15 protein-coding genes and 4 pseudogenes are annotated in these 12,118 nt (G+C 70.2%); 10 read left to right on the plus strand and 9 right to left on the minus strand.

All coding sequences use genetic code 11. The features are described 5' to 3' along the window. Window positions 1-222 precede the first annotated feature (222 nt). From E1294_RS11430 to E1294_RS11460, 7 genes are read left to right on the plus strand one after another with little or no spacing between them, the layout of a single operon-like run. On the plus strand, window positions 223-408 hold the full coding sequence (locus E1294_RS11430; RefSeq protein ID WP_132507607.1) for a lysine biosynthesis protein LysW: 186 nt from the start codon (window positions 223-225) through the stop codon (window positions 406-408). Window positions 409-410: 2 nt separating this feature from the next. After that, window positions 411-1,271 carry a RimK family alpha-L-glutamate ligase gene (locus E1294_RS11435; protein ID WP_132507609.1) on the plus strand — a complete coding sequence of 287 codons (861 nt, stop codon included), beginning with the start codon at window positions 411-413 and terminating at the stop codon, window positions 1,269-1,271. Further along, window positions 1,268-2,314: an N-acetyl-gamma-glutamyl-phosphate reductase gene (argC, locus tag E1294_RS11440; protein ID WP_132507611.1), complete on the plus strand. Its 1,047-nt coding sequence runs from the start codon at window positions 1,268-1,270 to the stop codon at window positions 2,312-2,314. Before E1294_RS11435 ends, argC begins: the two co-directional genes overlap by 4 nt. A 16-nt stretch (window positions 2,315-2,330) precedes the next feature. Then, on the plus strand, window positions 2,331-3,173 hold the full coding sequence (locus tag E1294_RS11445) for a transketolase (protein ID WP_132507613.1): 843 nt from the start codon (window positions 2,331-2,333) through the stop codon (window positions 3,171-3,173). Then, entirely contained in the window at window positions 3,170-4,117 is a 948-nt protein-coding gene (locus E1294_RS11450) for a transketolase family protein (protein WP_132507615.1), read from the plus strand. The genes E1294_RS11445 and E1294_RS11450 overlap by 4 nt, the downstream gene beginning before the upstream one ends. Then, window positions 4,117-5,727 (plus strand): AMP-binding protein, encoded by a 1,611-nt coding sequence (locus E1294_RS11455; RefSeq protein ID WP_132507617.1) that lies wholly within the window; start codon window positions 4,117-4,119, stop codon window positions 5,725-5,727. Before E1294_RS11450 ends, E1294_RS11455 begins: the two co-directional genes overlap by 1 nt. A gap of 1 nt (window position 5,728) precedes the next feature. Next, window positions 5,729-6,868 carry an acyl-CoA dehydrogenase family protein gene (locus tag E1294_RS11460; RefSeq protein WP_132507619.1) on the plus strand — a complete coding sequence of 380 codons (1,140 nt, stop codon included), beginning with the start codon at window positions 5,729-5,731 and terminating at the stop codon, window positions 6,866-6,868. Between the two features lie 2 nt (window positions 6,869-6,870). On the opposite strand, the gene E1294_RS55655 is transcribed toward E1294_RS11460, so the two are convergent. Beyond that, window positions 6,871-7,428, minus strand: coding sequence for a CGNR zinc finger domain-containing protein (locus E1294_RS55655; RefSeq protein ID WP_132507643.1), 558 nt, complete (start codon window positions 7,426-7,428; stop codon window positions 6,871-6,873). 48 nt (window positions 7,429-7,476) lie between these two features. Here E1294_RS55655 and E1294_RS55660 point away from each other — a divergent pair. Then, window positions 7,477-7,635: pseudogene (locus tag E1294_RS55660) on the plus strand (transposase); the annotation flags it as partial. A gap of 87 nt (window positions 7,636-7,722) precedes the next feature. On the opposite strand, the pseudogene E1294_RS57975 reads toward E1294_RS55660, so the two are convergent. The 3 genes and pseudogenes from E1294_RS57975 to E1294_RS57115 form a co-directional block, all read right to left on the minus strand. Beyond that, window positions 7,723-8,034: pseudogene (locus tag E1294_RS57975) on the minus strand (hypothetical protein); the annotation flags it as partial. 135 nt (window positions 8,035-8,169) lie between these two features. Beyond that, a complete protein-coding gene (locus tag E1294_RS11480) occupies window positions 8,170-8,622 on the minus strand; it encodes a GNAT family N-acetyltransferase (protein WP_132507621.1) in 453 nt (150 codons plus the stop codon). A gap of 32 nt (window positions 8,623-8,654) precedes the next feature. Next, the gene (locus E1294_RS57115) at window positions 8,655-8,888 is read right to left on the minus strand and encodes an ATP-binding protein (protein WP_220447676.1); all 234 of its coding nucleotides are present in this window, start codon (window positions 8,886-8,888) and stop codon (window positions 8,655-8,657) included. A gap of 142 nt (window positions 8,889-9,030) precedes the next feature. Here E1294_RS57115 and E1294_RS52620 point away from each other — a divergent pair, with 142 nt between their 5' ends. Further along, a complete protein-coding gene (locus tag E1294_RS52620) occupies window positions 9,031-9,237 on the plus strand; it encodes a hypothetical protein (protein ID WP_165977231.1) in 207 nt (68 codons plus the stop codon). A 150-nt stretch (window positions 9,238-9,387) separates the two neighbouring features. Here the strand turns inward: E1294_RS52620 and E1294_RS52625 are convergent, their stop codons facing one another. From E1294_RS52625 to E1294_RS11510, 5 genes and pseudogenes are all read right to left on the minus strand, one after another. Next, window positions 9,388-9,606 (minus strand): hypothetical protein, encoded by a 219-nt coding sequence (locus tag E1294_RS52625; protein ID WP_165977224.1) that lies wholly within the window; start codon window positions 9,604-9,606, stop codon window positions 9,388-9,390. Between the two features lie 54 nt (window positions 9,607-9,660). Continuing rightward, window positions 9,661-9,791: pseudogene (locus E1294_RS11495) on the minus strand (ATP-binding protein); the annotation flags it as partial. Between the two features lie 218 nt (window positions 9,792-10,009). Further along, complete coding sequence (locus tag E1294_RS11500) at window positions 10,010-10,354, minus strand: hypothetical protein (RefSeq protein WP_132507623.1); 345 nt, start codon at window positions 10,352-10,354, stop codon at window positions 10,010-10,012. 223 nt (window positions 10,355-10,577) lie between these two features. Further along, window positions 10,578-10,916, minus strand: coding sequence for an STAS domain-containing protein (locus E1294_RS11505; protein ID WP_132507625.1), 339 nt, complete (start codon window positions 10,914-10,916; stop codon window positions 10,578-10,580). Between the two features lie 124 nt (window positions 10,917-11,040). After that, window positions 11,041-11,643, minus strand: a complete 603-nt coding sequence (locus tag E1294_RS11510; protein ID WP_281284414.1) for a DUF5994 family protein — start codon at window positions 11,641-11,643, stop codon at window positions 11,041-11,043. 158 nt (window positions 11,644-11,801) lie between these two features. Here E1294_RS11510 and E1294_RS11515 point away from each other — a divergent pair. Then, window positions 11,802-12,118 (plus strand): annotated as a pseudogene (locus E1294_RS11515) (tyrosine-type recombinase/integrase); the annotation flags it as partial.

The following is a 12,118-nucleotide window of genomic DNA, read 5'->3' on the forward strand; positions in this document are numbered from 1 at the left end:
ACGGGAATAATGGATTACCAAGTGAGCGTAAGCGGCAGAATAGGCATTTTTCGCTCTTCACCTAGAACGATTACTTATCCTGGAACATCCACCCGATTATTGACATCCGAGGATAAGCTTCTTTTTTCACTGTGAACAGCAGCATTTGTTGGAGTTTCCGCGAGCAGCCGGGTTACGGTCACCAGTGAAATGAAATGCACCTATTTCGGAAGGGGCATCCACATGCAGAAGGTGATGCAAGCGGCGGCGGAGTGCCCGGAGTGCGCGGCTCCGGTGGCCATCGAGGCGGACGCGCGGTCGGGCGAGATCATCGAGTGCCTGGACTGCCGGAGCGAGCTGGAGATCGCCTCGGTCGAGCCCCCGGCGCTCACCCTCGCCCCCGAAGTCGAGGAAGACTGGGGCGAGTAACAATGCCGGCGCCACGCCTTTCCGTCCTCGCGTCGCGGGTGAGATTCGAGGAAAAAGCGATCATGTCCGCGCTCGAACGGCGCGGCGTCTCGTACGATTATCTCGACTCCCGCTCGCTGTCCGTCGCAGGAAATCCAGAGATGCCCGACTGGGCCGAGAAGCTCGTGCTCAATCGCGAAGTCGGGCATTTCAGGGCGCTTTATGCGGCGAGTGCCCTGGAGGCGGCAGGGGCGACCGTGGTCAACTCCTGTCGCGCCACGCAGGTGAGCGGCGACAAGTGGCACACGTCGGCGGCCCTGCTCGGCGCGGGGCTGCCGACCCCCAGGACCGTCCTCGCGCTCACGCCGCAGTCGGCGCTGGCCGCGCTCGACAAGCTCGGCTACCCCGCCGTGATCAAGCCGCTGGTCGGCTCCTGGGGCCGGCTGGTCACCCGGGTCACCGACCGCGAGACCTCCACGGCCGTGCTCGAACACGTCGAGGCCCTTCCCTCTCCGCAGTCGCACGTGATCTACCTGCAGGAACAGGTGCCCAAGGCCGACCGCGACATCCGCGTGCTCGTCGTGGGCGGTCGCGCGCTGGGCGGCACCTACCGCCGCAGCGCCGAGTGGCGTACCAACGTGGCCAGAGGAGCGGTGAGCGAGCGGCTCCCGCTCTGCGGCGACCACGCCGATCTCGCGGTCGCCGCGGCGGCCGCGGTCGGCGCCGACATCGCGGGCGTGGACCTCATCGAGGACGGCGACGGACGGCTCATCGTGCTCGAGGTCAACGACCGCGTGGAATTCAGAGGCTTCCAGGAAGCACACGGTTCCCATGCCGACGTGGCCGACGCCATCGCGGCCCACCTCATCGCGAGGACGGAATGAACAATCTTTGTGATCGCAAGCTGCGCGTAGCGGTCGTCGGAGCGGCAGGCTACATCGGCGGCGAGCTGCTGCGCCTGCTCATCTCGCACCCTGGTGTCGAGGTCGCCGCGGCCACGTCACGCGGACTGCGCGGACGCCCGATCGACGGTGTCCACCCGAATCTCCGCGGCCTGACCAAGCTGGCCTTCTGCGCCGAAGACCAGCTCGACCACTACGACGCGCTGTTCCTGGCGACCCCGCACCGCGAGACCATGCGCCGGATGCCGCACTTCGTCGCGCTGGCGGACACCGTCATCGACCTGTCGGGCGACTTCCGGCTGAGCGACCCCCAGGTGTACGAGGACTACTACGGCGTGCCGCACGAGTCGCCCGACCTCATCGGCACGTTCGTTCCGGGCCTGGCCGAGCTGCACAGGGAGCGGCTGCGCACGGCGAGCCGGATCAGCGTGCCCGGCTGCATGGCCACGGCCGGGATCCTCGCCCTCGTCCCCCTCGCCGAGGCGGGGCTGATCCAGGGCGCGCTCACAGTGGACGCCAAGACCGGCTCCAGCGGCGCGGGCGCGAAGGCGGGACCCGAGAACCTGCACGCCGAGCGGAGCGGCGCCCTCCGGGTGTTCGCCCCCACCCGGCACCGGCACGAGGCCGAGATCGCGCAGGCCACCGGCCTGCCCGTCAGCATGACCGCGACCGGGGTCGAGGCGGTGCGGGGCGTCCAGCTGCTGTGCAAGGCGGCGCTCATGCCCGGGGCCGACGAGAAGGCCATCCGGGCCGCCTACCGCGCCCGCTACGGGGACGAGCCGTTCATCCGCGTCGTCGCCCACCGGCGCGGCCTGCACCGGTTCCCCGACGCCAAGATCCTTTCCGGCTCCAACTTCTGCGACGTGGGCTTCGCCCTGGAACGGGGCGCGAGCCACGTCACAGTGATCTCGGCCCTGGACAACCTGGTGAAGGGCGGCGCCGGAAACGCCGTCCAGTGCCTGAACGTCCGGTACGGCATGCCGGAGGCGCTCGGGCTCGAATTCAGCGGCCTGCACCCGAACTGATCAAAGGAGTGGCTTCATGACCATCGTCTCCACCACGCCGGGCACGCTCCCTCTGAGCGAAACGACCGCCCGCGTCAGGGAGCACATCGTCGGGATGTGCGCGGGCCCCGAGGGCGGGCACGCGGGCGGCTCGCTGTCGCTTGTCGAGATCCTGGCCACACTCTACTTCCGCGTCATGCGCGTCGATCCCCGCTTCCCCGGGGCGCCCGACCGCGACGTGCTGCTGCTGAGCAAGGGCCACGGGGGGCTCGCGCTCTATGGGACGCTCTGCGAGGCCGGCTTCTTCCCCGAGGAGTGGCTGGCCGACTATGCGATGCCTGACAGCCATCTCATGGCGCACCCCCACCCCGAGATCCCCGGCGTGGAGATGCCGACAGGCTCGCTCGGGCACGGCCTGGCGCTGGGCATCGGCTTCGCCCTGGCCTTCGGGCTCGACAGCGCCGACCGGCGCTGCTTCGTCGTCATGGGCGACGGCGAGCTGCAGGAAGGCTCGGTATGGGAAGCGGCCGCGGTGGCCGCCAACCACCGGCTGGACAACCTGGTCGCCGTCGTGGACCGCAATCGCCTGCAGATCACCGGTGACACCGAGCAGGTCGGCGGCGCCGAGCCCCTGGCCGAGCGGTGGCGGGCGTTCGGCTGGCAGGTACGCGAGGCCGACGGCCACGACGTGGACGAGCTGACCCTGGCGCTCGGCACGCCGCCGACGCCCGGCCGGCCCACCCTGGTCATCGCGCACACCGTGAAGGGCAAGGGCCTGCCGTTCGTGGAGGGCCACGTGCGCAGCCACTACGCCCGCCTGAGCGAGCGCCAGCACCAGCGGGCGCTCGCCGCGCTCCGCTCCGAGAGGGAGAAGGCATGAGTGAGACGGCGTCCCGCTCGTCGCGGGAGGTCTATCGCGACCTCGTGGCCGAGCTGCTACCCCGGGACGAGCGCCTGGTCTGCCTGGACTCCGACACCGGGCTGTTCGGCGGCGTCGACTTCGGCACCGCCCGCGACCGCTACGTCAACCTCGGCATCGCCGAGCACACGATGATGGGCACGGCCGCAGGACTGGCCAAGGAAGGCCGCCGGCCCCTGGTCAACACCATGGCCGCGTTCGCGGCCTCGCGGGCCGTCGAGGCCGTCAAGATCGACATCGCGATGAACCACCTGCCCGTCGTCATCGCCGCCACCCACTCCGGGGTGTCGGCCGGCCACCTCGGCCCCACGCACCACGCGCTGGAGGATCTGGCCGTCATGCGGACGCTGCCGAACATGACCGTCGTGGCCCCCGGCGACGCCGCCACCACCGAGACCCTGTTCCGCCAGGCGCTCTCGGTGCCTGGCCCGGTGTACTTCAGGCTGGGCCGGGGCCCCACGCCGGACCTGCCGCAAGGCCCGCCGGTACGGCTCGGCCGGGCCCAGGTGCTGCGCCGCGGCCTCGACGTCACGATCGCCGCCTGCGGCCCGTACCCGGTGCTGGCCGCGCTGGAGGCCGCGGACCGGCTGGGCCGGGACGGCATCCGCGCGAGCGTGCTGCACGTGCACACGGTCAAGCCGCTTGACGTGGCGACGCTGGCGGCCTGGGCGAGCGCCACCGGCGTGGTGATCACGGTGGAGGAGCACTGGGCCTCCGCCGGGTTCGGCGCCGCGGTCGCCGAGTCGCTGACCGAGCTCATGCCGATCCGGATGCACCGGGTGGCGTTGCCGGACGCGTTCGTCTCGGTGGCGGGCGACCAGCGCCACCTCCTCCGCCGCGCGGGCGTGACGGCGTCGGCCGTGGTCGAGCGGGCCAGGGCGGCCCTCGGACAGAAGGACGTGTGATGAGCGCGACGAGCATCGTCAGCGAAGACCTCTGCCGCGCGGCGGGCTGGTGGCGAGAGGAGACCATCCTCGACGACCTGCGCCACGCCGCCGCGGCCCAGCCGGCCAAGCCCGCGCTGGTCTGCTACCAGGACGGCGGCGTGGTGAGCGTGACCTACGCCGAACTCGCCGCGCTGACCGACCGCCTGGCGGGCAACCTGCTGCGGCTCGGCGTGCGGCGCGGCGACGTGGTGAGCCTGCAGCTGCCGAACTCGTGGCAGCTCGTCGTCTCGATCCTGGGCTGCGCCAGGATCGGCGCGGTGGCCGGGCCCATCGTGCCGATCATGCGCAGGCGTGAGGTCGAGTTCATGACCCGGCTGACCGGCAGCCCCGTCTACATCGCCGCGGCCGAGTTCCGCGGATTCTCCTACGCGGAGATGAGCGCGGAGGTCGCCGCGGCCGTCCCGACGCTGCGCCACCGCGTGCTCGTCGGCGGCGGCCCCGGGGCTCTCGACTTCGACCGCGACCTGCTGGCGCACGAGCCGCCCGCGGCCGACCTCGACGTTCTGGAGGCCGGCCCCGACGACCCCGCCCAGCTCATCTTCACCTCCGGCACGACCGGCGAGCCCAAAGGTGTGGTGCACAGCCACAACACCCTCTACGCCATGAACCGGGCGCAGGCGGACGTGCTCGGCCTCACCGGCGCCGAGGTGACCGCGATGGGATCGCCCACGACGCACCAGGCCGGCTACACCTGGAACTTCGTCATGCCGCTGCTGCTCGGCGCGACGGCCGTCCAGGTCGACGCCTGGAACCCGGCACGGATGCTGGAGATCCTGCAGGAGCGGGCGGTGACGTTCTTCATGGGCGCGCCCACGTTCCTGTCCGACCTCATCGAGGCCCAGCGCGCCGCGCCCCGGGACCTGAGCGCGCTCAGGACCTTCGCCACCGGCAGCGCGCCGATCGCGCCGAGCCTCGTGGAGGACGCGGGCGAGGTCCTCGGCTGCCGGGTGTACGCGCTGTGGGGCATGTCCGAGAACGGCTGCGTCACGATCACCCGCCCGGAGGACCCGCCGCTGCGCGCCGCCGGGAGCGACGGCACGGCCGTGCCCGGGATGGAGGTCCGGATCGTGGACCGCCAGGGCTGTCCCGTGCCAGCGGGGGAGCCGGGCCTGCTGCAGGTACGCGGCGCGTCCCAGTGCCTCGGCTACTACCGCCGCCCGGAGGTGTACGCGGCGTCGGTGACCGCCGACGGCTGGTTCGACACCGGCGACCTCGCCCGCGACGACGGCCACGGCGGCATCCGGATCACCGGCCGGGTCAAGGACGTCATCATGCGCGGCGCGGAGAACATCCCCGTCGTCGAGGTCGAGGGCGCCCTGCTGCAGCACCCCGCGCTCAGGGACGTGGCCGTCGTCGGCTATCCGGACGAGCGGCTGGGCGAGCGCGCCTGCGCCGTCGTCGTGACCGCGGGCGCCCCGCCCACGCTCGACGACCTGCGGGTGCACCTGTCAGCGCTCGGGATGGCCAAGCAGTACTGGCCGGAACGGCTGGAGATCGTGCCGTCCCTGCCCCGCACTCCATCAGGAAAGATCCAGAAATTCACCCTCCGTGACGCGCTGAGGAACTGACGTGGACTTCGATTTCACCCCTGAGCAGAAGGCTCTCGCCAAGCAGGTCAGGCAGTTCGCGGCCGAGCAGGTCGCGCCCTACCGGCGTGAGAGCGACGTACGCGGCTCCTACCGTCCGGGGCTGCTCGCGGAGATGGCCGCCGAGGGCCTGTTCGCGCTGCGCCTGCCCGAGGTGTACGGCGGGCGGGACCTGGACGCGGTGAGCGCCGGCATCGTGCTGGAGGAGCTGGCCGCGGCCGACCTGTCCGTGTGCTTCCCTGTGCTCAACGCCGCTCTCGTGGGCGGGGTTCTGGCCGCGAACGGCAGCCCGGAGCAGCTTGAGGAATGGTTGCCGCCGATCGCCCGTGGCGAGTCCGTGCTGGCGCTCGGCCTCACCGAGCCTGAGCACGGCACCGATGCCGCGGCGATCGCGGCGCGGGCGGAGCCCGACGGCGACGGGTGGGTCCTGACCGGTGAGAAGACCTCGATCATGACCACCGCGTACGCCACGCACGCGCTGCTCTTCGCCCGCACCGGCGAGCCGGGCCCCTACGGGATCACGGCCTTCTACGCCGGCCTGGACGGCGTCGAGCGGGAAGGCCTCCAGGACCTCGGCTGCCGGTCGGGCGGCAGGGGGCGGATGGTCCTCGACGGCCTGCGGGTGGGCCCCGAGCACGTGGTCGGCGGTGTCGGCCGCGGCTTCGGCCAGGTCATGCGGGGATTCGGGGTGTCCAGGGCGATGATCGCGCTGATGGCCGTCGCCGTCGGCAAGGCCGCGCTCGACGAGGCCCTCGCGCACGCGGGCACCCGGGAGGCGTTCGGGCAGGTCATCGGGCGCTTCCAGGCGGTCTCGTTCCCGTTGGTCGAGCACGTGACGCTGCTGCACGCGGCGCGGCTGGTGGCCTTCGAGGCGCTGTGGCGGGCAGACGTGGGCCTGGACCCGAGGGAGACGGCGAACATGGCCAAGTGGTGGGCGCCGAAGGCGGCGGTCGACGCCGCGCACCAGGCGCTGCTGACCCTCGGGCATCTCGGCTGGTCCGAGGACGGGCCGGTGGCGCAGCGCCTGCGCGACGTCATCGGGCTGCAGCTCGCCGACGGCACCGCCGCCGCGACCAAGCTGGTGGTGGCCCGGCGCCTGCTCGGCAGGGAGAGCGCGCCGTGACCTCAGGCGTGCTTCTTCGACTCCCGGTAGACGCGCATCTTGGAGCGGGTGCCGCAGACCTCCATCGAGCACCAGCGGCCGGTACGGTTGCGCGAGCGGTCGTAGAAGGCCCACGCGCACTGGTGCGCGTGGCAGGCCTTGAGCCGGTGCCAGGAGCCGTCGATCGCGGACTCGGACACGGCCGCCAGGATCGTCGCGAACACGCCGCGCACGTCGCCCAGGGTCGGCTGGAGGCTCAGGGCGCCGCTGTCGTCGAAGCCCACGACGAGGGGGCAGCCGCGGGCGACGTGCTCGACGGTGGCGCGGGCCGACGGCTCGGGCTCACCGCCGTTGTGCTCGCGCAGGAGGGCGCGCAGCGCCTCCCTGAGCGTCACCGCGTCCTGACGGTCGAGCTCGCCGGGCCCCACTCCGTGAAAGCCGTTGCGGTCCAGCCAGGTGGCGAACCCCTCGGTGGTGGCGAAGTAGTCGGGACCGAACTCGACGTTGAGGCTGTTGACGAAGGATTGCACGAGCGCGAGCCGGCCGGGCGCGACCGCCCTGTTTCCCGGTTGCCCCTTCATGCTGTCAACATTACCGGCAAAACTGTTTCGCCGGTAGAGCAGATGTGAATGCGAATCACCCGGGCAACACGATCGCGTTCCTCTCCGGCCAGGGCGAAGGTCGCCCGCGCCCACCGCAAGGTCCGCGCGTCCCGGACCGATTTCCTGCACAAGACCTCCACCTGGCTGGTCCGTGAACACGACGTGATCGTGATCGAGGATCTGGCGGTGCGGAACACGCTGTTGCCAGGCGTCGAGGCGGATGAGGTTGATCGCGGTGGCGGCCAGGCAGTGACCTACGTGGGTGGCGCGGATGCTCGTGTGGCTGCCGCGGCGGATGCCCGTGCGGTGGATGATCTGGCCGACCGTCGATTCGATGCCCGCCCGAGGGCGGTAGCGGGCCCGCCAGGTGTCGGTGGTCTGCCCGCGTCGTCGCTGTTGCAGCGCGACCCGAGCGTTTGCCCGGGGTAGTGCACCGCGCAGCAGGAGCAGACGGACATGACGAGGTCGTCTTGGCCAGAGCCTGGTGGCCGCGCGGAAGGCGTCGGCGTCGACCTCGTGGTAGGGCTCCAGGGTGAAGGCGATGAGCTTCTTGTCGCGGTACCAGCCTCGCAGGTGGTCCACCATGCCCGAACCCTGGTGGGGCTCTTCGACGTAGCACAGCCCCGGATCCTCCTCGCGGTGCCGGCAACCCGCCCTTGTTGTAGCAGCGTTTGCCGGTCAATGTGCAGAGATAAGTACAGACAAACGTGCAGAGCCAGATCATCGACTCCGAGGGGCGCAGAGGTAGAACACCTCGGGATCATCGTCATCCAGGCCGTGGACCATTCCTACTGATCGCCAGCCGACCCGCTGGAGTAACCGTTGCATTTGATGGTTCGACAGGTTGGTCGAGGCGAACAGCTTTGTGGTCAGGCAGGAGGCTGCTGCGGCGCGCAGGAGCCTTTCGCCGATGCCGCGACCTCGCAGAGGCTCGGCCACCATGAGCATCGTCACGAAGCCCTGCTCGAAGAACGTGTACTCCACGACGCAGTAGCCGACCAGCTCAGGAGCGGCATCCGCGACGAGGACTGATCCCTCGCGACACCAGCGTTCGATGCTGCCGCGTCGCTCACCGCTATCGGATCTCGCTACCGAGTCGAAGTGCGCGAGGGCGTCTGCGTCGTGGGCTGAGCCGGCTCGGACCGTAAGTCTGCGTAAGTCGTGGGCGTTCATGGCGGGATCTTCTCAAGCGGGGTCTATGTTCTCTAGCCTGCAGCGGTGATGTGGGTGTCCACGACGGCCAGGCGGTTCTTGAGGCGGTGGCTGGGCCCGTTGATGGCGAGGACTTCGCAGTGGTGCGGGAGCCGGTCGAGGATGGCAGTGGCGAGTACCTCGTCGCCGAAGACCTGGCCCCAGCGCCGCCCCGAACGGCCCTTCGTCGCCGGCGAGAACCTCATCGCCCGGCTGGCCGCCCCGCCGCCCTGACTCGGCGACCTCATCGGCCACCTGGCCGCCGGTCACTCTCCGGCCCGGGCCTGCGTCCTGATCGGCCAGCTGGGATGGCTGCTGGACGACGAGCATCCCAACTATCCCCAAGCCCTGCTGGAGCGGACTCGCTTGCCCGGCCGTTCGATGGGGCCCTTGGGCCGAGGGCTGGAAATCTTCTTCGTCGAACGCGGTCTGGCGCTGGCCAGCGATCACGCCGAACGGCTGGCCGCCGGACGCCGTCGCCGCCGGATCGACGCTGTCCCTGAACCCTTGCGGCCCGCGGCGGAGGCATTTAACACCTTCCTGCTGCACTCCCGCGAGCGCGCCCGCCGGGCTGGGACGCTGCCCCGCGGCTCCTGAGGAACTCCGGACCGCGACGGCCCGGCTGGTGCTCGGCGAAGAGCAGACACGGGCCCAGTTCGAAGCCGAGCCGACAGCGTTTCGCTGGATCTTCTATCGAGGGGGCAACGACGTCTGGGCGCGACTGCTTCAGTTGCCCGATGGCCGCCGTCACGACAACGCCGGCAGCGAGATCTGGTCCAGTTGCAAACGATTGACACCCTGGCCCGAGCCGTCATCCGCTGCTTCGACGACGTCGCGCGACGCTATGACGAAAGCGGATACCACGGAAAGTGGGGAGCGCCATTCCCTCGGCTCGAACTCGAAGCCCTCCGGACCGCATGGCGCAACCACACTGCTCTCCCGTCCCAGCCCGAATAGCTGCTCCAACGTGTGAAGTTTCAGCCGAACCACACATGTTGGCTCGGACATGTGCGCTTTTCCGAACGATTCGTTGGAGGCGATGGCCACGGAGGCTCGCGTTCGGTCAGAACCTGAAACAGCAGTTCGGCACCGCGGCGGTCCAGCTCCATATAGCCCAGCTCGTCGATCGCGAGAAGGTCCACGCGCCCGTACGCGACCCCACGCCCCTTGAGCTTCCAGTTCATGAACCTTGCCGGCGACACAACGCTCAGCCGAACGGGCGACAGCCCGGCACCGGGAAACAGGCCACGTCCGTAGGAGCTGTCGTCTGGCGGCCCAGGTGCGGGACATGATCGACGCCGTGCGACGGCACGACATCGAGGAGGAAAACGCCGGGGTTGCGACCGGTACAGGCGATCTGCCCTGGGGCCTACCAGCAAACGCTGGGGCCGCACGGACGAACGCTGGGGCCGCACGGACGCGAAGGATCAGAGCCGTCAGGGGCCCCAGGCTGGATCGGCTGTAACGCGCGCCCGTGCCGGGCCTTTCCGGCCAGCGCCTGGTCGGCCGCGGCGCTGAGCAACCGTGCGGCGGCGGCTACCTCAACGAGCTGACCAAGCGTCATCGTCTCCAGACGCGCGGAGAGCTGCTGCCGGTCGCCGTAGCTCGCCATGTTCACCACGTTCTGACTCGCCATGTTCACCACGTTCTGAAGGGCGCGCGTGCGTGAGGCTGTACTGACCGCCGCCAAGACGTCGGCCAGGGCCTGGTCCACGCCATGGTCATGACCTGGCCCTTGCGGAGGGCGGGCGGTTGCCATGATTCACCTTGTCGTGACTGCGGATAGGGCCGTTCGATCAGGAATCGTCCATCAGGGAGGCGAGCGCCGCGGCGGGCCGCCCGGGCGAGGCCGGCCCGCTCACCGTGACAGGCTGAGGGGAACGACGCGTGCCGTCAGAGCCCGCCTCGGCGACGGCGCTTGTGGTCGGCGAGCCGGCTCACGCCATGATCGGCAAGCGTCGGTCCAGGCCGGTGATGCGCAGCAACCGGGCCACGCGCAGAGGAACGCCGGTCAGGGCCAGTGTGATGCCCCGCGCCCGGGCACGGCCCTGCACGCCGATCAGCACCCCCAACCCGCCGGCCCCGCAGAAGGTGACCTGGGACAGGTTTAGCACGAGCAAGCCGGTGCTGTAGTCGAGGGCGTCGAGCAACCGCTGCCGCAACTGGGAGGTGGTGAAGATGTCGATGTCACCGCACAGGTGTATGAGGGTCAGAGCCGAACCAGCCGGTGCGGAGGCGGTCGCCCCGCCGAGCGGGGCGGTGTCGATCAGAGTCATGGAAGGTCTCCTGTTCGGAGAAGGGACAGATGAAGGAGATGCCTGCTGGCCGGGGATGGCTCGCCGCCAGAACTGGCGGTACCTGAACCGCTCAATCCAGCCGGCAGGCGGCACATGGGTTACCTCATGCCGGTGCTGGCGTTCGGTCGCCTGTGCCGGTCGCGTCATGCGCGATGACCGATCCGCCCTCGTTCTCCCAGCAGGCCGGGCTGTCGGTGGTGCCCGCGCGGGAGATGGCATGGATCGGGGGATCGGGAGGCAGGCTCGCCAGGATGAGGATGTCGTCGGTGGCCAGGCCGGTGGTGTCCTGGGCGGTGAGCTTGAGCGCGGCCTCGGCAGTTCCGGCGGCGGTGTCGGGTGGGATGAGCAGCAATGCGATCGGCTCACCGGTGGCGAAGACGAGAGTGATCACGCGCGGGTCGGAGTGGCGGAACCAGCCGACGCGGACCTGCCGACCACGGGCCGGGATGCGGCGGGCAATGCGCTGCCAGGCGTCCCGGTACACCCCTATCCGCAGGACGGTCCGACCCAGCCGCTGGTCGATGGCGGCGATGAGATGAGGCAGCTCGGCGGCGGCGTCGCGGGAATAAGGCCACCAAGCCCCGTCCACCACGGCCCGGCGATCCGGTACCGGGTAGAGAGCGAGCCGGAGCGCGGAATCGACCCGCGGAATCGCCGATTCGACAGGGCTGAGGGGCGTGTGTTGAGAATGAAGCGTCGGCGTCATGGTCGCCTGACCTGTCCAGGCCCCTCCTTGCGAAGGTGGCCGGTGGTGGTTCGCCGGGGGCGACGCAGACCTGAATGCCAACGCTCGAAAAGTCCTCGGTACCTTTATGCTACCTCACTACTTCCGGAATCGCCCGATTCCGGAAGTAGACTGAGCGTGTGACTTCCGGAAACACAAGCCGGTCGCGGGCCGTGCCGCTCCCCGCCCCCCACGCCGCCGTCCTGGCCGACTACACCGCCGCACTCACGCACGCCCCGCTGGCCGGCTCCACCAAGACCAAGTACGCCTCGCGACTGCGAGGCTATCTGGCCTGGCTGGCCGACCAAGCCGACGCCGGCGCCCTGGACGGCGACCCGCTCACCGACCCCACCGCCGCCACCGGCGCCGTGCGCGACTTCCGCCGGCATCTGAAGAACGGCCGCCGCGCCCCCAACACCATCGACACCTACCTGTCGGCCATCGACGACTTCTACGC

Source organism: Nonomuraea diastatica (assembly GCF_004349015.1).
GTDB lineage: Bacteria > Actinomycetota > Actinomycetes > Streptosporangiales > Streptosporangiaceae > Nonomuraea > Nonomuraea diastatica.

Bases quoted from the DNA above. Each gene is read 5' to 3' on its own strand.
- E1294_RS11430 (WP_132507607.1), top strand. From the start codon at position 223: ATGCAGAAGGTGATGCAAGCGGCGGCGGAGTGCCCGGAGTGCGCGGCT.
- E1294_RS11435 (WP_132507609.1), top strand. From the start codon at position 411: ATGCCGGCGCCACGCCTTTCCGTCCTCGCGTCGCGGGTGAGATTCGAG.
- argC (WP_132507611.1), top strand. From the start codon at position 1,268: ATGAACAATCTTTGTGATCGCAAGCTGCGCGTAGCGGTCGTCGGAGCG.
- E1294_RS11445 (WP_132507613.1), top strand. From the start codon at position 2,331: ATGACCATCGTCTCCACCACGCCGGGCACGCTCCCTCTGAGCGAAACG.
- E1294_RS11450 (WP_132507615.1), top strand. From the start codon at position 3,170: ATGAGTGAGACGGCGTCCCGCTCGTCGCGGGAGGTCTATCGCGACCTC.
- E1294_RS11455 (WP_132507617.1), top strand. From the start codon at position 4,117: ATGAGCGCGACGAGCATCGTCAGCGAAGACCTCTGCCGCGCGGCGGGC.
- E1294_RS55655 (WP_132507643.1), bottom strand. From the start codon at position 7,428: ATGAAGGGGCAACCGGGAAACAGGGCGGTCGCGCCCGGCCGGCTCGCG.
- E1294_RS11480 (WP_132507621.1), bottom strand. From the start codon at position 8,622: ATGAACGCCCACGACTTACGCAGACTTACGGTCCGAGCCGGCTCAGCC.
- E1294_RS57115 (WP_220447676.1), bottom strand. From the start codon at position 8,888: ATGAGGTCGCCGAGTCAGGGCGGCGGGGCGGCCAGCCGGGCGATGAGG.
- E1294_RS11505 (WP_132507625.1), bottom strand. From the start codon at position 10,916: ATGACTCTGATCGACACCGCCCCGCTCGGCGGGGCGACCGCCTCCGCA.
- E1294_RS11510 (WP_281284414.1), bottom strand. From the start codon at position 11,643: ATGACGCCGACGCTTCATTCTCAACACACGCCCCTCAGCCCTGTCGAA.